This is a genomic window from Hydrogenophaga palleronii NBRC 102513 (assembly GCF_001571225.1).
Classification (GTDB): Bacteria; Pseudomonadota; Gammaproteobacteria; order Burkholderiales; family Burkholderiaceae_C; genus Hydrogenophaga; species Hydrogenophaga palleronii.
Genome location: NZ_BCTJ01000045.1, coordinates 1 through 19488, shown reverse-complemented (window position 1 = coordinate 19488; position 19488 = coordinate 1). Strand labels below are relative to the sequence as shown.

General features: G+C 66.4%; 12 protein-coding genes and 1 pseudogene. 6 read left to right on the top strand and 7 right to left on the bottom strand.

Features of this window, described 5'->3' with window-relative positions; all coding sequences use genetic code 11:
- Positions 1-103: 103 nt before the first annotated feature.
- A complete protein-coding gene (locus tag HPA01S_RS20210; RefSeq protein WP_066272909.1) occupies positions 104-1486 on the bottom strand; it encodes a phosphomannomutase/phosphoglucomutase in 1383 nt (460 codons plus the stop codon).
- 114 nt (positions 1487-1600) lie between these two features.
- Here HPA01S_RS20210 and HPA01S_RS20205 point away from each other — a divergent pair, with 114 nt between their 5' ends.
- The 4 genes from HPA01S_RS20205 to HPA01S_RS20190 all read left to right on the top strand — a co-directional run bounded on the left by HPA01S_RS20205 (position 1601) and on the right by HPA01S_RS20190 (position 5109).
- Positions 1601-3124: a DNA-3-methyladenine glycosylase 2 family protein gene (locus tag HPA01S_RS20205; protein WP_066272925.1), complete on the top strand. Its 1524-nt coding sequence runs from the start codon at positions 1601-1603 to the stop codon at positions 3122-3124.
- Positions 3121-3621, top strand: coding sequence for a methylated-DNA--[protein]-cysteine S-methyltransferase (locus HPA01S_RS20200; protein WP_066272907.1), 501 nt, complete (start codon positions 3121-3123; stop codon positions 3619-3621). The genes HPA01S_RS20205 and HPA01S_RS20200 overlap by 4 nt, the downstream gene beginning before the upstream one ends.
- A gap of 109 nt (positions 3622-3730) precedes the next feature.
- Complete coding sequence (locus HPA01S_RS20195) at positions 3731-4642, top strand: DMT family transporter (protein ID WP_066272905.1); 912 nt, start codon at positions 3731-3733, stop codon at positions 4640-4642.
- A gap of 56 nt (positions 4643-4698) precedes the next feature.
- Complete coding sequence (locus tag HPA01S_RS20190) at positions 4699-5109, top strand: hypothetical protein (RefSeq protein WP_066272903.1); 411 nt, start codon at positions 4699-4701, stop codon at positions 5107-5109.
- 19 nt (positions 5110-5128) lie between these two features.
- On the opposite strand, the gene HPA01S_RS20185 is transcribed toward HPA01S_RS20190, so the two are convergent.
- The 3 genes from HPA01S_RS20185 to HPA01S_RS20175 all read right to left on the bottom strand — a co-directional run bounded on the left by HPA01S_RS20185 (position 5129) and on the right by HPA01S_RS20175 (position 16210).
- Positions 5129-7339 (bottom strand): DUF11 domain-containing protein, encoded by a 2211-nt coding sequence (locus HPA01S_RS20185; protein WP_169801562.1) that lies wholly within the window; start codon positions 7337-7339, stop codon positions 5129-5131.
- An 82-nt stretch (positions 7340-7421) separates the two neighbouring features.
- A complete protein-coding gene (locus HPA01S_RS20180; RefSeq protein WP_066272924.1) occupies positions 7422-11102 on the bottom strand; it encodes a TonB-dependent receptor in 3681 nt (1226 codons plus the stop codon).
- 8 nt (positions 11103-11110) lie between these two features.
- Complete coding sequence (locus tag HPA01S_RS20175; RefSeq protein ID WP_169801561.1) at positions 11111-16210, bottom strand: Ig-like domain-containing protein; 5100 nt, start codon at positions 16208-16210, stop codon at positions 11111-11113.
- Positions 16211-16989: 779 nt separating this feature from the next.
- Between HPA01S_RS20175 and HPA01S_RS23750 the strand changes: the two genes are divergently transcribed.
- Positions 16990-17235 carry a DUF3606 domain-containing protein gene (locus HPA01S_RS23750; protein WP_084360855.1) on the top strand — a complete coding sequence of 82 codons (246 nt, stop codon included), beginning with the start codon at positions 16990-16992 and terminating at the stop codon, positions 17233-17235.
- Here HPA01S_RS23750 and HPA01S_RS20170 read toward each other — a convergent pair.
- Positions 17183-17935, bottom strand: coding sequence for a hypothetical protein (locus HPA01S_RS20170; RefSeq protein ID WP_066272897.1), 753 nt, complete (start codon positions 17933-17935; stop codon positions 17183-17185). The genes HPA01S_RS23750 and HPA01S_RS20170 overlap by 53 nt on opposite strands.
- A 276-nt stretch (positions 17936-18211) precedes the next feature.
- Positions 18212-18826, bottom strand: coding sequence for a hypothetical protein (locus HPA01S_RS20165; RefSeq protein WP_157085111.1), 615 nt, complete (start codon positions 18824-18826; stop codon positions 18212-18214).
- A 216-nt stretch (positions 18827-19042) separates the two neighbouring features.
- Here HPA01S_RS20165 and HPA01S_RS20160 point away from each other — a divergent pair.
- Positions 19043-19303: pseudogene (locus HPA01S_RS20160) on the top strand (transposase); the annotation flags it as partial.
- Between the two features lie 35 nt (positions 19304-19338).
- Here HPA01S_RS20160 and HPA01S_RS23875 read toward each other — a convergent pair.
- Positions 19339-19485 (bottom strand): integrase core domain-containing protein, encoded by a 147-nt coding sequence (locus tag HPA01S_RS23875; protein ID WP_370671003.1) that lies wholly within the window; start codon positions 19483-19485, stop codon positions 19339-19341.
- Positions 19486-19488 lie beyond the last annotated feature (3 nt).

Here is a 19488-nt window from a genome sequence, read left to right as displayed (position 1 = left end):
GGTGAAGAAACGCCGGGCCAGGATGCCGCGGAACCGGCTCCGCCGGTCCGCCAGCATCGCCCCCTTGAGGGGGTGGCGCGCAGCGCCGCGGGGGTGTTCACAGTCAATGCGCGCTGGCGCCCACCACCGCGTCGGGCTTGGCCTGCTTGAGCAGGGCCAGCATGGTGGCTTCGATGCGGTGCAGCGCCTCGGTGTTCTGGCCTTCGAAGCGCAGCACCAGCACCGGCGTGGTGTTGGAGGCGCGGATCAGGCCGAAACCGTCGGGCCAGTCCACGCGCACGCCGTCGATGGTGGAGAGCTTGGCCGGCGCATCGAACTTCGCCAGCGCCACGAGTTTTTCCACCACGGCGTGCGGTTCGCCCTCGGCGCAGGCCACGTTGAGTTCGGGCGTGCTGAAGCTGGTGGGCAGTGCGTCGAGCACGGCGTTGGCATCGGGGCTGCGGCTCAGGATCTCCAGCAGGCGTGCACCCGCATAGGTGCCGTCGTCGAAGCCGTACCAGCGTTCCTTGAAGAAGATGTGACCACTCATCTCGCCGCCCAGCGGGCTGTCGAGTTCCTTCATGCGCGCCTTGATCAGCGAGTGGCCGGTCTTGTAGATGTGCGGCTTGCCGCCGGCCGCTTCGATGGCCGGGGCCAGGCGCTGCGAGCACTTCACGTCGAACACGATGTCGCCACCCGGCACGCGCGTGAGCACGTCCTGCGCGAACAGGATCATCTGGCGGTCCGGGTAGATGTTGTTGCCGTCCTTGGTGACGATGCCCAGGCGGTCGCCGTCGCCGTCGAAGGCCAGGCCGAGTTCGGCGTCGGTCTCGCGCAGGGTGCGGATCACGTCCTGCAGGTTCTCGGGCTTGCTCGGGTCCGGGTGGTGGTTGGGGAAGTTGCCGTCCACCTCGCTGAAGAGTTCGATCACCTCGCAGCCGAGGGCGCGGAAGATGCCGGGCGCCGTGGCGCCGGCGATACCGTTGCCGCTGTCGACGACGATCTTCATCGGGCGCGCCAGCTTCACATCCGACACGATGCGGTCGCGGTAGGCCGCGGCCACGTTGATCAGGCGCACCTTGCCGCCGTCCACGCGCTGGTGGGTCTCGGCTTCCATGGTCTTGCGCAGGGCCTGGATGTCTTCGCCATAAATGGCGCGGCCGGCCAGCACCATCTTGAAGCCGTTGTAGTCCTTGGGGTTGTGGCTGCCGGTGACCTGGATGCCGCTGGTGCACAGGGTGCTGGCAGCGAAATACAGCATGGGGGTGGTGGCCAGGCCGATGTCGATCACGTCCACGCCGGCCGCCACCAGGCCACGGATCAGGGCGACCGACAGGCCGGGCCCGCTCAGGCGGCCGTCGCGCCCGACCGCCACGGTCTTTTCTCCCAGCCGCAGGGCCTCGGTGCCGAAGGCCAGGCCGAGCGCTTCGGCCACGCCTTCATTGAGGGCGGTCGGTGTGACGCCCCGGATGTCATAGGCCTTGAAGATCGACGCGGCAACTTGCATGGTGTTCCTCGGAAAGGGGAAAAACGGCATTGTAGGAGGGCCCCGTGACGCGGCCTGAGGCAAAAGTCCGGAAACGGCCAGCCAGCCGCGGCCGATCAGCCTACCATGGGCTGCATGAACCGCTCCACCGACCGCATCGACGACGACGCCTGCTACCGCGCGCTGTGCTCGCACGACGCGCGGTTCGATGGCCAGTTCTTCACCGCCGTCACCTCCACCGGCATCTACTGCCGGCCGGTCTGCCGCGTGCGCACGCCGCGGCGCGAGAACTGCCGTTTCTTCGAGCACGCGGCCCAGGCCGAACAGGCGGGCTTCCGGCCCTGCCTGCGCTGCCGGCCCGAGCTGGCACCGCTGGAGCGCCACTGGTCCACCGAAGACGCCGCCGCCATCCTGAGCCAGCAGGCCACGGCCTGGCTGGACGACCCGCAGCACTGGCTGGACGACAGCGCGGCCATGGGCGAACGGCTCGCCGCCCGGCTGGGCGTGAGCGACCGCCACCTGCGCCGCGTGTTCGAGGCGCGGCTGGGCGTGTCGCCGCTGCAGTACCTGCTGACGCGCAAGCTGCTCACCGCCAAACAGCTGCTGGCCGACACCGACCTGCCGGTGACGCAGATTGCGCTGGCCAGCGGCTTCGGCAGCGTGCGCCGTTTCAACGCCGCCTTTCTCGATCACTACCGGCTCAACCCCACGCAGTTGCGGCGCGAGACGCGCCACAAGGCGCAGGACAGCGGCCAGGGCACGGTGGTGCGCCTGGGTTACCGGCCGCCTTACGACGTGGCGGCCACACTGGCCTTTTTCCGCCAGCGCATGATCGAAGGCGTGGCCTTCGTGGACGAGGCGCAGCAGCGCCTGGGCTTCACGCTGCGCATCGACGCCGGCGACCACAGCCACCGCGGCTGGTTGCTGGCCCGTTTCGATGAAGCGCGTAGCCAGCTCGAACTGCGCGTGAGCGACGCACTGCGCGAGGTGCTGCCGCAGGTGATCCACCGCCTGCGCGCCGCGCTCGACCTGGATGCCGACCCCGGCGCCATCAACGCCGTGCTGCATGGTGCCTTCCCGGCCGGCGACGGCCTGCGGGTGCCTGGCGCGCTCGACGGCTTCGAACTCGCGGTGCGCGCCGTGCTGGGCCAGCAGATCACCGTGGCGGCCGCCCGCACGCTGGCGCAGCGCCTGGTGAACCGCTTCGGCGAGCCCCTGGACACGCCGCACGCCGAACTCTCGCGCCTGTTCCCGAGTGCGGCCGTGCTGGCGCAGGCCGAGGGCGATGCGCTCGGCCTGCTGGGCATCGTCAAACAGCGCCAGGCCGCCATCGTCGCGCTGGCGCGTGGCGTGGCCGGGCAAGGCCTGGTGCTCAACGGCAGCGCCGACGTGCCGGCCACGCTGGCCGCGCTCAAGGCCCTGCCCGGCATTGGCGACTGGACCGCGCAGTACATCGCCATGCGCGCGCTGCGCTGGCCCGACGCGTTCCCGGCTGGCGACGTGGCCCTGCACAAGGTCATGGGCCTGCAGGGCGGCAAACAACCGGCGCGTGCGGCCGAAGCCGCCTCGCTGGCCTGGAAACCCTGGCGCAGTTACGCCGTCGTGCGCGCCTGGTCCGCCGGCCATGTGGCCGGCCCAAATCACGGAGCCCTCTCATGAAACACCATCCCGACACCCGCTTCACCACCTGGGACGGCCCGATGGGCCGCATGGTCCTCGCGGCCTCGCCCCGGGGCCTCAGCGGCGTCTGGTTCGAAGGCCAGCGCCACGGGCCCGACACCAGCGCCTGGCGCCAGGCGCCCGACCACCCGGTGCTGCAACAGGCCATCACCCAGCTGCAGCAGTACTTCGACGGCCAGCGCCAGCATTTCGATCTGCCGCTGGACCTGAGCGGCGGCACGCCCTTCCAGCAGCAGGTATGGCAGGCCTTGCTCGGCATCACGCCCGGCGCCACCACCAGCTACGGCGGGCTGAGCGCGGCCATCGGCAAACCGGCCGCGGTGCGCGCCCTGGGCGCGGCGGTGGGCCGCAACCCGGTGAGCGTCATCGTGCCCTGCCACCGGGTGCTGGGCAGCGACGGTTCGCTCACCGGTTACGCTGGCGGCCTGGAGCGCAAGACCGCGCTGCTGCGGCTGGAGGCACAGGCACCGCATTGAACCGGCGCGGCGCCGGGGCGGCATTGTGCAGACCGCCTCATCAATCACAGCCCGATCCGGCATCAATGCCGTGCCGGCCCGGCGCATCGCCGCTGCATACTTCCACGCCATGAACCCTGTGCTCGTCCTGGAATTCCTCTTGCTCGCTTCCCTGTGGGGCGCGTCTTTTCTGTTCATGCGACTGGGCGGCGCCGAGTTCGGTGCCCTGCCCATGGCGGGCATGCGCGTCACGCTGGCTGCCCTGTTCCTGCTGCCGGTGTTCCTGATCAAAGGTGTCTGGGCCGACTTCCGTTCGCGCGCCAAGCTCATCCTGTTCGTCGGCCTGCTCAACTCGGGCATTCCGTTTGCGCTGTTCGCCTACGCGGTGCTGCACATCCCGACCGGCCTCACCGCCATCCTCAACGCCACCGTGCCCCTCTCCGGCGCGCTGGTGGCCTGGATCTGGCTCAAGGACCGGCCGGGCGCTTCGCGCGTGCTCGGCCTGGTGATCGGGTTCATCGGCGTGGTGCTGCTGGTGATCGGCAAATCGGGCTTCAGTGCCAGCGGTGTCGTGAGCGACGGGCCGGTGGCGCAGACGCTGGTCGCCATGGGCGCCTGCCTGCTGGCCACCGTGTTCTACGGCATCGCCGCCAGCTTCACCAAACGCTACCTGACCGGCGCCCATCCGCTGGCCACCGCCACCGGCAGCCAGATCGGCGCTGCCCTGGGCCTGGCCCTGCCCACGATCTGGCTGTGGCCCAGCGCGCCGGTGAGCAGCACGGCCTGGATGGCGACCGCCGCCGTCGCTCTGCTGTGCACCTCCATCGCCTACATCCTGTTCTTCCACATCATCGAAAAGGCCGGCCCGAGCCGCGCGCTCACCGTCACTTTCCTGGTGCCGGTGTTCGCGCTGATCTACGGCGCACTGCTGCTCAACGAAATCATCACCCCCTGGATGGTCGGCTGCGGCCTGGTGATCGTCTGCGGCACCGCGCTGTCCACCGGCCTGGTGCGGCTGCCCTGGCCGCGCCGCGCCGATTGAGATCGCGCACAAGGCGCATGGCCATGGCGCCGTCCACCGGAACCTGGAGAACCACCATGCTTCGCACACTGTCATGTGCCGCGCTCGTGCTGTTGGCCAGCGCTTGCGCCACCGAACCACCGGCCAGCGACAGTGGGCACAGCTACCTCGTCTTCGCGCAGCCGCCGTTCGGACGGGTCGCGATGGAGATGCAGCTGCCCAACGGTTTCGATTGCCAGCAGATCCGGCAGCGCACCGTTGCCGACCTCGTCACCGACCATGGCATTCCCCGCGCCAGAGCCGAATCACTCGTGAGCTGCTCGCCCACCCGGTCGGGCGCGCGGCTCCAGGCCAGCCTCGTTGCAAAGCGCAGCGACACGGGCGCGCTGGTGGAATCGCGTTTCCCCTCGCTCGCGGCCTGCCTGGAAATGAGCGGCGAGTTCCAGAAAACCTACGCCGCCATCGTCCAGCCCTGCGCGGCAAGGTGAACGGTCGGCGGCCCACCGTTCAGTTGACGACGCACTGGGTGAGGATGGTCACCGAGCCGCCCACCGGGAAGGTCGTGATGCTCACGCCGCCGGTGTGCAGCGCGGTCAGCGGGCTCGGGCAGATCGCGCCGCCACCGGGCGTGCAGGTGGGAGCCGAAGCGGTGCAGTTCAGCCCCGGGCCCGGTGTGTCCACCAGCGTCGCGCCGTGCGCCGGCGCCGGCCCGTTGTTGGTCGCGGTGAGGGTGTAGACCACCGTCTGCCCCGCGCGCAGCGCCCCGCCGGGATTGGCCGTCTTCGTCACCTGCAGATCCGTCGAGCGGCTGGTGTTGGTGATGCCGCACACGATGGCCGTGTCATTGGCGCCCACCGTCAGCACGTTGCCCGCGAGCCCTGCACTGCCCGTGCAGCTCCAGGCCCCGGCGGTGTACAGCGCCGTGTTGCCGGCACCCAGGACCTCGGACAAGGTGATGGTGTTGCCCGCCAGCACGGCCGCGGCGGTGCCGGTGTCCGTCTCGTTGGCGGTGTTCGCGGCGGACGTCAGCGTGGCGGTGTTGGTGCCGCCCGTGCCCGACAGCACCGCCGTGTCGTTGAGCGCCGCGTTGACCCAGGTCTTGGCCAGTTGCAAGGTGGCGCAGCGAACCGCCACGTCGGCGGTGGCGCTGTTGTTGGCAGTGCCGCCCGTCGCGGGCGAGACGAAGCCCGCCTGCACGCCCGTACCCTCCTGCAGGGGCGAGCCGCCCGCGAGTGCGATGGTGGCGGTGTTGGTGATGGTGCCGCAACTGGGCGACCCGGTGGCCGTCGCCGTGATGGTGTAGACCAATTGCCCACCGGCCGCTCCACCGCTACCCGCCGGCAGGGAGGTCGTGCCGCTGATCGCCCCCGTGCCGCTGGTGATGCCCCCCGGACAGGTGGCATCGCCGCTGGCGGTGCAGGTCCAGCTGCCGAAGCTCAGCCCGGCGGGCACGGCGTCGCTCACCGCCACCATCGCGTCGTGCGCGCTGGTCGGCGCCACCGTGGGCGCGGCCGTGTTGTTGCGGAGGGTCACCGTGTAGATGAAAGGCACACCGGCGCTCGGCGTCGGTGTGCTCACGCTTTTCGTCACCGCCAGGTCCACATCGTTGTCGATGATCGTGACGGTCGTCGTTGTATTGGCCGGGCCGCCGCAAGACTGGGTACTGGCGATGACGAAGTTGGCTGGCGACGGCTGGATACTCAGTGAGAAGGTTTCGTTGTTCTCGATGACCGTGTCGTTGGTGATGGTGAACGGCACATCAATCAGCCGCCCGGTGCCGTAGTCTCCCGCAGGCACGGTCACATTGGTGATGCCGCCGAAGTCGACCCCTTGAGTGGCTGTGCCTCCAGGCAACACGGCGACGGGGACAACGAAGCTCGTCGGCACCGCGCCAAGCACCCGGATCTGGACCGTGCCGGCCACCGGCCCTTGTTCCGGCACGGTGTAGTTGGCTGCGCTGAACTCGACATAAGGCAGCAGTGTGAAGTTGACGTCGTCGATGAAGTTGCCGATCGTGATCCCTCCACTCGACGAGACGGCGGCAAAGCCGACGTTGTGGAGACCACTTGAACCCTGCCAGGTGAAAGCACCGGAATACCGGCGCCAGGTGCCCACCAGTGCCGGCGGGTTGCAGGTTCCGGCGCTCACGCCGCCTGCGGTCGTCGTGCAATCGGCGGCTGTGTAACCGGTGCCACCATCGTTCTGCGTGCGTGCAGTCACAACCCTGTTGGCATTGCTGTTGACATTGAATTCGGCCACGTCGTTCACCGTGGCACTGTTGCGTCCACGGTGCAGGAAGCTCCAGCCCACGCGTTCGCCGGTCACCATGCAGACGTTCTGATAGATGCGCGACGCCTGCTGCGCGTTGAGTTCGGCGAAATTATTTTCGTGCTCAGAATCCACGCCGAGGAGTCCGCTGCGCCACAGCTCGATCAGGTTGCCTTCCAATCCGTTCAGATTCGCGCAGCTGGATGTGTCGGTCGCATCCGGCCCGGTCGCAGACGGATGGCTGGTTCTCCAGCCTGGAACCATCGTGTCCGGGATTTGCACGAAGCATCCCGTTTGAGCCGGCCTGGTGGTCAGCGTGGGCTCCTCGAACCCCAGATTGATAAAGCTGCGCTGCACCTGGGCGTTTGCGGACACGCCAAGACACATCGCACAACCCAACAGCAAGAACCCGACAATTCGCCGAACCAACGTCTCGGACTTGAGAAACATCCGTTGCATTTGATACCTGCCTGTGATGTTGAGAAAAAAGCCCTTGTGAGCCGCGCCGACCGGCGAAGGCTCGTCGCCGCACTCAGTATGTGCCCACCAGGTTCAGGTACCAGCCACGGTACTTGTAGCCCAGCCGGGTCAGGTCGTCGCTGAAGTCGGTGAAGTTGTAGCCCACGCCGACGCGCAGGTGTTTTCCGATATCGCGGTCCACACCCGCCAGCCAGCCCTGGCGCACACCACCGTCCTTGACGCGCAGCGCGCGGTATTCGCCCAGCGCGTACCAGCGGTAGGGCAGGCTGTAGCGCGCCTGCACGGCACCGAGCGTGGCGGCGGAATCGAACCACTGGCCGGTGCCCCGGCCGGCACGCGCCTCGCCCACGCGCTGCGCCAGTTTGGCGGCGAACTCCCACCGGTGGTCGTACTTGTAGACGCCTTCCACCGACACCACGTGCGACTTCTGGTCGTAATCCACCGCGTTGACCTGGCCCAGCGTGGCCTGGTCGAACAGGTAGGTGTAGCGGCCCAGCAGCGCGTAGCGGGCATCGTCGTGCGGACGCCAGGCAAAGCCCACGCCACCTTCGACGAACCTGGCACCCGCCGTGGCCACGAGCTCGTCGCGCGTGTGCGAGTAGTTGAAGCGGGCCGACACGCGCCAGTCTTCGTTGAGCTTGTGGTTCAGGCGGTTGGTGGTGACCCACTGGCGGCGTTGCTCCACGCCCGAGTCTTCGCGCCACTCCAGCCGGCTGCTCCACTCCGTGTCGGGCGAGGTGCGCGCAACGCCCACGCTGGCGGCGCGGCGGCGCAGCAGGCCGTTGCTCAGTTCAAGGTTGCCATGCTGCAACGTAAAGCCGGTGCTCCAGCCCACGGCCGGGTAGAAGTCGAGCCCGAAGGTCTGCACCAGCCCCGCGCTTTGGGGCTCCTTGAGGAACTGCGCTTCGTTGAAGACGTTGGTGCGCTCGCCCACGCGCCAGCGCTGCCCGAGCGTCCAGCCGCTTTGCAGGCGCTGGTTGAACAGCGAGTCGTAGTCGCTGGTGTCGGTGGTGTGCGTGAAGGTGCCGTACACCGTGTGGTCCGGCGCGAGCTTGTATTCGCCTCGGAGTTGCGCCGCGTCGCCGCGGTCGCCGTGCGTCAGCTCGGCCCCCACCACCGACTGGTTGCTGAAGGTGTAGCGGCCGCCCACGGTGAGCGCGTCGTTGTCGGCGTAACGGCCGTTGTCGTCATCCAGCGTGTACTGCGCGATGCCGTACACATCCAGGCTCGGCGAGAGGCGCAGGCCGTACTTCACCGCGCCCAGCGTGCCGTCCACCGCCTGGCCGTTCGGGAGGTTCTGCGTGATGCGGCGCAGCTCGGCGGTGACCGTGTGATCTTCGGTGGGGCGCCACTGCGCCGTCACCTGGGTCTGGTCCAGGCGCTCGGCGCCGCGCGTGGCGCGGCTTTGCAGGCCATGCACTTCCAGCGTGTCGCTGATCTGCCCACGCAGCTCGACGCCGTATTCCTTGCGGTCCACGCCGATGTCTTCGCGCGCCACGGAGAAGCCTGCGTCCACATCGCGCCACCAGGCACCGAGGTCCCAGTTGCGCTCGGTCCAGCCCAGTTCGCGGAAGTTGGCCTGCGCTTCGAGCGCGGTTGCACCGCCCGAGCGAGACCCCGCCACGGCATTGAGTTGATCAAAGGTGAAGCCGCCGTTGGTCGAGAAGAACACCGGCGCACCGGTGGCCTGGCTTTCGCTGCGCTCCAGCCGCAGGTAGGTGCCGCGGTGGGCACGCAGCGTCAGGTCTACGCCCTTGAGCTCGTAGTTCTGACCCGCGCGTTCTTCGTTGACGTAGGTGCCGCCGATGCCGACGTGATCGCCCATCCATTGTTTGCCGCGCAGGCCGGTGCTCAGGTTGCCGCCCAGGTCGGTGCGCGGGATCCACTCGTAGTCCACCAGCAGGCGCTGCTCCATGCCCGCGGTCGGCCCGTCGCGGGTGATGCCGCCGCCGATGGCGCCCGCGAACTGCATCAGTGGCCGCGTCAGGATGAGGCGGCCCTGCAGGTCACTCATCTCGTAGTCAACACCGCGCTGCAGCGTGCGCCGCTCCACGATGCTGCCGGTGGTGGGGTTGCGCACCTCCACCACCACCTGTTCGGAGCCCGGCAGGATGTCGGTGTGGCGCAGGTAATACAGGCTTCCGCCGGTGCCCAGGAACTCGCTGTGGCCGGGTGCGGTCTGCGCGTCGGACGCGAATGCGCGCACCTGCGTCCGCGGTTCGCCCCACGGGTTGGTGGCGGACGAGCGCCACTTCAGGGCCGCACCGTAGAGCGAGCGCGTGTACTGCGCGTACTCGGTGCCGGTGATGCCGGTGACGAAGTTGCCCCACAAGGCCTGGTTCTTGTCCCAGTCGACGCGCAGGTACAGGCGGCCCTGGGTGTCGACGTCGCGCACGGTGCTGGAGTCGTCGCCGTAGGTCAGGTAGTACTGGTCGGGGTCGAGGCGGCGGAACACATCGCGGGGTTCGTTGGCGCGCAGGAAGCCGTTGAACAAGCGGCCGATGTCGCGCTCCTGGGTGTCGGCGTGGGCGGTGACCAGGTACTTGCCCTGCAGCTTGGCTTTGCCGTAGAAGGCCAGGCGGCCATCGGCCAACGCATACTTCTCGCGCCCGGCCAGCGCCATCTCGCGGCCCGGGCCGGTGGCCTTGTTGCGGTAGGCCGTGAGATCGGCGATGCCGACGCCGAAGAAGTATTCACCGGTCACGTCCACCGAGAGCTGGTGCCGCAGTTGCAACTGGTCGCGCGTCTTCACCACCAGGTCGAAGTTGTGGGTGCCCACGGGCTCCAGGAACTCGGCCACGAACTTTCGCTGCAGGTCGGTGGGGTAACTCTCGCCGTTGATCAAGAGCGTGGATTCTTCCGGCAGGTTGCGCCCCTGGATGCGGATGCGTGAGCCGTAGATGGCGATGTTCTGCTGGCGCAGTTCGCTGCTGGCGAAGACCTCATCCACCAGCCGCTGGGTTTGTGCCTGCTGCGTGGTGAGGGCGGTGCCCATGCCGCGTTCGACGCTGTCGCGCAGCAGCGCGCTGGTGCGCTCGGCGTCTTCGGGGCGCACCAGCTTGAGCGAGCGCGGGAGGGTTTCGTCCACCTCGCCGTTGGCGCCGTACGCGAACAGCACATACATCAGCTCATCGCCGGTGCGCAGCGGAAAGCGCGACGTCAGCTCACCCTGCCACTCGACGCGGCTGACGGCCGCAACGTGCATGTCCAGCTGCGCCAGGGGCTCGACCAGCGCCGTGTCGCTGGCGCGGTAGAGGCGCACCTCGAAGCGCCGGATGAAGCTGGGGTAGTTGGTGCGCAGGTAAAACGGCACCGCCTGGGTCAGGCGGCCGTTTTCAAAAGCGACTTCGCCGGGGGCCGAGATGTTGAGCTCGGGTTGCCCCAGGGTCGGGTCTTCGGTCGCCCAGATGATGCCGCCGTCGGGCAACTGCACCGAGAACTTGCCGGCGGCGCTGGCCCGGCCGGGCTGCGGGCTGGCGGGCACGGGGCCTTGCACGGTCACGCGGCGGTCGGGCTGCAGCGCGGCGTCACCGACGGTGCCCGAGGTGGCATCGCGGTCGCCGCGGGTGCGGATCTGAAACAGCAGGCCGTCGTTTTCATCGCGGCAACCCGCCTGGGTGCAATGTGGTGAGGCGCCGCTTCCCGCGGCCGGCGGCACAGCATCGGCCTGACCGAAGACCGTCGGCGTGGCGCCCGACAGCAGGCCGATCAACGCGTAGTCGAGTAGCTTCATCTTCACGATCAACGCCCTTCCTGCTGGTTGTCGGGTGACGCGGTGGTCGCCGTGTTCTGCACGTCCACGCGCAGCCTGGCGCGCACCTCGGGCGAGAGCTGCTGGCTCAGCGCCTCGAACACGGATTGCGCCCGCCGCAGCGCGAGCGCCTCGTTGTAGGCATGTCCGCCCCGGAGGTCGGCATGGCCGTCGATCTGCACGCGCCCTCCGCCCGCCTGTTCAAGCTGGCGCGCAATCGTCTGCAGCAGCGGCTGGAAGCGCGGCTGGATGTCCGCGCGGTCGGTGTCGAACAACACCGTGCCGAGCAGGGTGCTGCGCTCGCTGCCGCCCACCAGCAGCGTGGCGGGATCGTTCGGCTCGGTGCGCGCCACCACCCGCAGCGCCCGTGCGCTGACCGGCTGCAGCCTGGGCCACACGGCGGCACGCACCGCGGCCACGCGTTGGGCGGCTAGCGCCTCGCTCTCGCCATTGGCACGGATGACGAGTTCACCGCGCCCGCCGAACTCATCGACCTTGGCGGCAATGCGTTCGATCACCGCTTCGTGCGCCGGGTCCAGCGTGGCCTTGCCTGGCGCGAACAGCAGCTCGCCCAAGGCGATGTCCACCTGTTGCGTGCCGCTCAGCCGCTCCACCGGCATGCGCACGCCGAAGTCAAAACGCACCGGCACGCCCTGCGTGACGCGGCGCAACAAGGGGTTCGGGGTGGTGAACACGGCCCCGGTGGGCAAGGTGGTCGGGTCGACCTTCAGCACGAAGTTGCGCCCGTGCGCCCAGTGGCCACCGTCGATGCCCAGCAGGTGATAACGGCCATAGGGGTCGGTCTCGACCAGCAGGCCTTCCACCGAAGCAATGCGCACGCCGGGAATGCCACGCTCTTCAATGCCGAGGTTGCGGATGACGTAGTCGACCACGTACCCGCCGTCGCCCTGGGCCACCACGCGGCTGACCGATGGCGCCGCCGCCGTGAGCCCCCGGGCGGCGTCACCGCCCTTCTCGGTGCGGGTGCGGCCGGCGGCGTCCATGCGCAGGACGATGCCCTCGGCGCTGGTGAGCACGAAGTCGTCGGTGAAGTCGAGCCGGCTCAGGCGTTGCCGCACCACGATCTGCCGGCGCTCGGGATCGTCCACCTCGGACTGCAGGCCGTCGAGGCGCCCCAGGTCGAGCCCGTGCAGCAGCGGTGCGCTGGCATCGGGCGTCGGCATCGGCCCCTGGCCCCGGTCGATTTCGGTCGAGCCGGCGACGTAGGCATCGGCCCGGAAACCGCCCTGCACACGCACCTGCGTGAGGCGCGCCGGGTCTTGCCAGCCGTCACCGTCGCGATCGTCGAACACCGTGCCGAGGATCAGCGATTCGTCCAGCAGCGGATCGGACACCACCGTCACCTGCGCCGAAGCGACCGCCGAGGCCGTGCGGCCATGCCGGTCCATCGCACGCGCCTGGTTGACATGCACACCCTGGCGCACACCCGCACCCACGCGCAGCATGTAGGTGATGACGGCTTCCTCACCGACCGCGATGTCGAGCTCGGCCACGGTCAGCGGATAGGTGACGCTGCCGAGCGCAAAGGCGTTGTCCCGGTCAACCACGGTCATGGAACCTGCCACGTAGCTGAAGCCTTGTGGCGGGGTGTCAACCACGGTGCCACGGACAAAGTCCGTCAGCCCCACGTTGGCCACGCGCACGGTGTAGCGCACCAGGTCGCCCACACGCACCTCACGCTGCGACACCGACTTGAGGATGTTGAGCTGCGACGGCTGCTCCAGCGGAATCGTCACGCGGCAACCGGTGCCGCAACGGGCGGCATCGATGTCGCCGCCGTCGATCAGGTTCACCACGTCGGTGAGCCCCGCCGGTGGTGCATCGGCCACGCGGAAGCTCACCCCCAGCGTCACCGTGCCACGGGCCGGCACGCTGGCCACCGTCAAGGGCACCACGGCCGGGCCGGCCACCGGGCCGGCAAAACCGGCCGCACCGCTCACCGCGGTGAGGGTCGCACCGGCCGGCACGTTTTCGTTGAACCGGTAGTTGATGAAGTCCGTGCCGCCCGTGTTGCCGAGCGTGATGGTGTAGTTCAAGGTTTCACCCGGCTCGGCGAGGCCGGCCTGGCTGCCACCCACTTCGGAGGCGAGCACCTTCAGCGGCGTCACATAGGCCGCGGTGGGCAACTCCACGCAGCCGGCGCTCGGGCAGCCCGGGTCGGGGTTGGCCACGCCACGCGCGATGTTGCGCACACTGGCAACGTCCACCGGCGTGTTGACCCGCGCCACCAGTTGCACCGCCAGGCTGCTGTTGGCCGGCACGGTCAGGCCGGTCCAGTTGGTGACCTGGCCCACGTTGACACCCCCGTTGGTGGCGCTGACGAAACCCAGTCCGCTGCCCAGCACGTCCACCAGTTCATAGTTGTTCAACACGGTGCCGCCGTTGTTGGCGACGGTGACGGTGTAGGTCAGCAACTCGCCAGCCTCGGCCAGGCCCGGCAGGGTGCCGCTCTCGGAGGTGAGGAGTTTGGTGACCAGCACGCTGCCCACGTCCACAGTGACCACTGCCGGCGCGCAGACCGTGTTGAAGGGTGCGGCCAGGCAGACCTCGTAGGTGAACGTGGTGATGCCGATGTAGCCGGGCGTGGGCACGAAGGTGATGGCGCCCGTGAGCGGATCGACCGTGGTCGTGCCATTGGGCGACGGCACCGTGACGCGCACCGAGGCGGGATCGAGGCTGCCTCCGTTGTGGGTGTCGTTGCCGAGGACCGGCAGCACAACCGGCGCGTTCATCGACGTGCTGCCCGCATCGGGAACGGGCGCAATCGTCGGTGCGACCACCACCACCGTGGCGATGGCACTGTCGCAGATCGCAGGGGCCGCCGCTGCGCAGATGGAGTACGGGTAGTTGTAGGTGCCCGGGGTGGTGCCGGGTGCAATGCGGATCGTGCCGTCCGCCTGCATCGTCAGTCCGCCGGTTGCCGGCGGAGAAGGCAACGCGCCGGGGCTCAAGGTCACATTGGCCAGGTGGCCCACCACCGCGGGGGCGCCGTTGGCCAGGTCACCGTCCAGCACGCTGCGGGTGAAGCCCAGGCTGCCGCCGTTGAAGCTGCCCATCGCGTCGTCGATGGCATCCACCGTGGCCCCGACCGTCACCGTCACGGCAGCCTCATCGCAGATGCTCTGGTTCGGTGCCAGCAGGCACACCCGGTACACGTAGGTGGTGGTGCCCGTGAAGCCGGTGCTGGGGGTGAAGGTGACCTCACCGGTGGCCGGATTCACCGAGGTCGTGCCGTTGGGAGACGGCTGCGTCACGGTCACCGAGGTCGGATCGAGTGCGCCCCCCACATGGGTGTCGTTGCCCAGCACGACGGTGGTGACGGGCGCACCGGCCGTGGTGCTGGCGACGTCGTTCACGGCGTCGATGGTTGCCGCCTGCACGAGGACCGTGGCCTGGGCCGTGGCACAGATCGGCGGTGCATGGGCCGGCAGGACGCAGATCTGGTAGTTGTAGGTGTAGGCACCCGCCGGCGTGCCGGGCATCACCGTGATGGTGCCATCGGGATTCATCGTCAGGCCGCCCGTGGCGGGCGGGTTGACCAGCGCGCCCGGCGTGAGCGCCGCGTTGGTGCCGATCACGGCCGGGGCACCGTTGACCGTGTCGTTGCCGGTCACCGGTGTGGTGGTGCCACCATCACCGCCGTTGATGGGTGTCGACGCGTAGTTGTCGTTGATGGCATCGATCACGGCGGTGGCGCCCACAGTGACCGTGGCCACAGCGTCCGCACAGTTGACGACGTTGACCGGATCACAAATCCGGTAGTTCACCGTGTAGATGCCGGCGGGGGTTCCGGGCAACACGTTGACGGCGCCGGTGGTGGTGTTCAGCGTCACGTTGGGATGGCTGGTGGCCTGCTGCACCAGATTGACGTTGCCACCGACACCGATGCTGGCCGCCACACCGTTGACCGTGTCGTTGTCCAACACGTTCGCAATCCCCACGCCACCGAGCGCGCCGTTTGGCACGGTGCCGGTGTCGTTGCCGGCCAGGATCGCCGCACCCACGTCCACAGTGGCGATCGCGGGATCGCAGGTGGCCGGCACCGTGGGAGGCACGGTACAGATCAAATACGGGTACGAATATCTCCCTGCCGTCGTGCCCGGCGCCACGGTGATGGTGCCGTTAGCATTCATCGTGAAGCCCGCAGGCGCGACCACGTCGGGATGCAAGCTCACGTTCCCCGCGATCACGGCAGACTGGCCATTGGTGGTGTCGTTGGCGATCACGCTCGCGGTGGTTCCACCCAATGCGCCACTGGTGATCGAATACGCATCGTCCGCTGCCAAGATGGTCGGCAGCACCGGCGTGACAACGGTGCTCGTGCAACGAACATCCGCCGGACAAGTGGCATCACCGCCGCCACTCACCTGCGAACTGTTCGAGACGCTGGGCAAGGCGGCGGTGGTCGGCGTCACCACGATGGTGAACGGCAGGCTGTGCCCCACCGCCAGGCCCGCGGGCACGGTACAGGTCAATACCTGACCGGCCAGCACACAGCCCGGAGGCAACGGGGCGCCAATCGTCAACCCCGCGTGGAAGGTGTCGGTGATGGTGGCGGGTGCGGTCGTCGGACCTGTGCCGCTGTTCGACACCATCAAGGTGTAGCTGGCCGGTGTGCCGACGGTGAAGCTGGCGGCGCTGGCCGTCTTGAGTGCGGTCAGTGCGGGAACGCCCACAGGATGGCTGGTTGCGCAGGCCATCGCCGAGGTGCAGGCGGGCGATGAAACGTTGTTCGACACACTGCCGACCGCCGCGGCCGAGACCGTGGCCTGGTAGGTGATGCTCTGGGTGCCCACGGCCGAACCGGTCGGCAAGGTGCAGTTGATCACCTGGCCCGCGGCCGTGCAGGACGGTGGCAACGTACCAGGAACAATGGTCTGGTTGACACTCAGGGTGTCGATGGCCACGGTGGGTGAGGTCGTGGAAGCACCCGTGACGGTCCAGGTCAGCGTGTAGCTGATGATCTGCCCACGAGCCACCGTGGTGCCCGTCGCGGGCAGGGACGACTTGGCAATCGTCGCCGTCCACACGTTGGACGTGACCGTGGCGCTGTTGTTGCCCGGCGTCATGTCGATCACCGTGGCCGGCGGCGTCACGGTGACCGTGTTGCTGACCGTCTGTGGCCACGCGGCAACCGCCGCCAAAGCGATGCCCGCGCCAATCAAGCCTTGGCATGACCTGTGAAAGTAGCTCATGTCACTCCCATCAACGATGGGCATACCGACCTGCTCGGCAGATCGGCTGTTGTGCGCCGGTGGCCTTCAAGCCCCCTCATGCGCTCAACCAGTGCCCCTCACATCCGTAGCGGCAGCACATGGCGCCCCGCCGATTGACCCGCTTTTCCCGTCACTTTTTTTATGCGGGCTCCCCCTCTTGCACTTCGACAGCCAAAATCTTTCCAGTCATTGATTTACATGTCATCACAATTAACAGTGATTTAGGCTTTCCTAAACAAATTCGCCTTCTGGTGGCGTTTCTCGACCGCTCGCCGTTTTTCTTGAGGCTTTTTTCGGTTCGGGCACCAGAACATGTGACGCAACACAGCATCTCGCCAAGTACTTCACGCTGGGCCGCAGGCCTGAAACGACGCGTCGCCAGGCTCTAACCTAGAGCCAGAAAACCAACGTGCACGTCAAACGAAGATGCCCGCAGGCACCCGCAACCCAGGGCGTCACCGCCATGGACACGGAGGAGTGGAGCGCAGCAGGGACACGCTTTGCATCCCTCGTATGAGGCACATCGCGGTTGCAGGCGAACTCTTTTTCGAAGCCCGCCCTCCGGCCCAATCCGATGGGCATGCCATGCCTGCCTTTGATGCCGTCAAAGGCGCAAGGCCTGCGGCGGCAACTTGTCACCGAGCAGTCCACTCGGATACTGGGCCAAGGAATTCGACGAGCCCTCAGAAAAGCTCAAGAAAGCTGTTCATGCTGTCGGCACAAGCGCCAGGGCCGTCGAAACACACCTGAGGGACTGGGTAGCGCAAGAGAGTAAAAAAAGCGCCACGCATAGCCCGACCATATGGCCAAACCTGGAGACTTCACTCAACCTCGGGTTGAAGCAGTCAAGCGGATCTCGCGGATTCTCGTTTCGCTGAAAAGCGAGTTAGGTAGCGCGTTCTCGATATTGCGAATAATGTCTCGACCATAGCGAACATGCACGTAGTCGTAGACGGACACGCCCATGGTAGCGATCAGCTGGCGCGACTTCGTCATCACAGAAACGATCTGACCATCCGGCGAATACTCGATCAGGGCACCGGTGATGTCGAACCATTGCCGGGTGTTCGCGTCGGGCTCAAATTTGTGCAAGGCGTTGAACTGATCGTTTATGGCGGCTGCCATGCGCGACTTGTACAGCACGACCTTGTTTCCTCGGCGATGGGCCGTTGCGATGTAGAGCTTCGATGCAGGGTCATCCATGATGTCCGCATTGACCTTGCGAGCCGCAGTAGTCGCGAAAACGATGTTCGCCTCGCGATCCACCACCTTGCGGAAGATCGTGGTTGACCAAGAAGCGCGCTTGCCGAATTCATAATTCGCGCTCTGGAGCGTAGGCACCAACTGCTCGTCACGGTTGGCATTCAGCATGTAAAACGCGCGGGCCATGACCATGTCCTCCTGTCTTTCGAAGCGCTCTACATTGCCCTTGCGGTTGCTCTCATCGAGCGCCTTGCCGACTTGCTCCAGCTGCGCGCAGCCGGCGCTTAGCGCTGCGACGATAACCATGGCGGTGGTGATGACAAAATTTTTCAAGAGGTTCTCCGTGGTGACGGTTGTTTTGACGACCGCCTTCATGCCGGTCGTTCTGAATAACATTGTGAGGGCCTAGCGCCCATCGGGTCGATGTAAAGCGACAGAATCGACGCCGCCAAGACGAGTCGCGTTTTGTTGCGACGAACGCGGTAATGTGAGTGATTTCCTTTTTGGCATTAATCCACTGCCCGACCCGCAAGGGGTCCTCGTCGGCAATGACGTCGGTGAAGTTAGTGTTGTCTTTTTGTAGAGTCGAATGCAGACTTCCTGCATCTACCTCTTATCGACATTGACGACTTTAGAATGAGTCCGCAACTCTCAAAGGGCTCTTTTCTTGGCGTTCTTCTTAGCCGCATCCTGCTTGTTCAACTCGACGATACGGTCATAGAGCTCTTTCTCGAAGTAGACCAATTCGAATTCGAAGGACATATGTGGCGCATCGAGCTCAATGACGCTGGAGCCCTTGGTGAAGCGGGCGTATCCGTTGCCGACCTGGGGAATCGGGCCACCAGCCACGCGCTTGTACATCTTCGCTAGCGCGTTATAGGTGGTACGCGCCTCTGGATTTCCCATACCGCCCTTGGGAATGCTCATAGACAAAGCAATGACCTTGTCCATATCGCAGCGAAAGACGAGTTTTTTTGCCGTCGGATACAGCTTGGTGCTGTCTTTGGCGTAGTAAACAAACTCATCGCCCCCCATGTCCTTCTTGGTGGTTTCGCCCACTTGGGCGAGTGCCTGCTCGCAGGAGCCTGCACCTCCGATGACGATGTCGAAAGGCGCTGCAGCTTCACTTTTTGCGTGGGCGCTGCCGGCAAAGCACGCTCCCATGATGGCCGCGGAAGCGGCGAACTTTGAAATGATCCTCTTGCTCATGGCGATTCTTTCATGTAATTTAAAAAAATTTTTCAAATCGATGGTTTGATCGTCCACGTTGTCGAAGAGTTGTCGTGGCCGCAGCGATCTTGAATTCACCTCATATCGGCGTTTACAAGTCGAAGTTGAGTCGTCAGCACTCTGCGCCAGCCTTTCTTTATTCGAATTAGCGCTTTGGCAACTCGTACAAGGGGGCGGCAGAGCGGTCCCGTTGGGCTGCTGCCGGTTTCAAAGACCCCTCGTTAAGGTGGAAGATGAAACCGGAGGTAGTTCATGGAGAGAAGAAGGACATTCAGCAGCGAGTTCAAGCTCGAGGCGGTCAAGCTGGTCATCGAGCGTGGCGTGGCTGTTACCCAGGCGGCCAGGGACCTAGACGTTCACGAGAACGTGCTGCGCAAATGGGTGCGTGAGCTGCTGGAGGCGCCACAAGAGGCGTTTCCTGACAACGGCAAGCAAAGGACTCAGGATGCCGAAATTGCGCGGCTGCGCAAGGAAGTGGCCAAGCTCAAGATGGAGCGAGACATCCTGAAAAAAGCCGCAGCTGACGTCTCCCCCAAATCCGGTCACTTCTAAACTGGAGTTGGGCGGCTTCCCAGCTGTTGATCTGACCTCTTTCTGACGAACTCACTCGGGGTCAGGTGGCCGAGGGAGCCATGCGGACGGTGATGGTTGTAGTCATGCTGCAATGCCTTCAACTTCTCGCGCGCATCCTGCATCGT

What these genes read in the sequence shown, in the direction of transcription:
- HPA01S_RS20200 (WP_066272907.1), top strand. Translation starts at nt 3,121, where the DNA reads ATGAAACACCATCCCGACACCCGCTTCACCACCTGGGACGGCCCGATG.
- HPA01S_RS20210 (WP_066272909.1), bottom strand. Translation starts at nt 1,486, where the DNA reads ATGCAAGTTGCCGCGTCGATCTTCAAGGCCTATGACATCCGGGGCGTC.
- HPA01S_RS23875 (WP_370671003.1), bottom strand. Translation starts at nt 19,485, where the DNA reads ATGCAGGATGCGCGCGAGAAGTTGAAGGCATTGCAGCATGACTACAAC.
- HPA01S_RS20175 (WP_169801561.1), bottom strand. Translation starts at nt 16,210, where the DNA reads ATGACGCCGGGCAACAACAGCGCCACGGTCACGTCCAACGTGTGGACG.
- HPA01S_RS20195 (WP_066272905.1), top strand. Translation starts at nt 3,731, where the DNA reads ATGAACCCTGTGCTCGTCCTGGAATTCCTCTTGCTCGCTTCCCTGTGG.
- HPA01S_RS20180 (WP_066272924.1), bottom strand. Translation starts at nt 11,102, where the DNA reads ATGAAGCTACTCGACTACGCGTTGATCGGCCTGCTGTCGGGCGCCACG.
- HPA01S_RS20190 (WP_066272903.1), top strand. Translation starts at nt 4,699, where the DNA reads ATGCTTCGCACACTGTCATGTGCCGCGCTCGTGCTGTTGGCCAGCGCT.
- HPA01S_RS20205 (WP_066272925.1), top strand. Translation starts at nt 1,601, where the DNA reads ATGAACCGCTCCACCGACCGCATCGACGACGACGCCTGCTACCGCGCG.
- HPA01S_RS20185 (WP_169801562.1), bottom strand. Translation starts at nt 7,339, where the DNA reads ATGTTTCTCAAGTCCGAGACGTTGGTTCGGCGAATTGTCGGGTTCTTG.
- HPA01S_RS20170 (WP_066272897.1), bottom strand. Translation starts at nt 17,935, where the DNA reads ATGAAGGCGGTCGTCAAAACAACCGTCACCACGGAGAACCTCTTGAAA.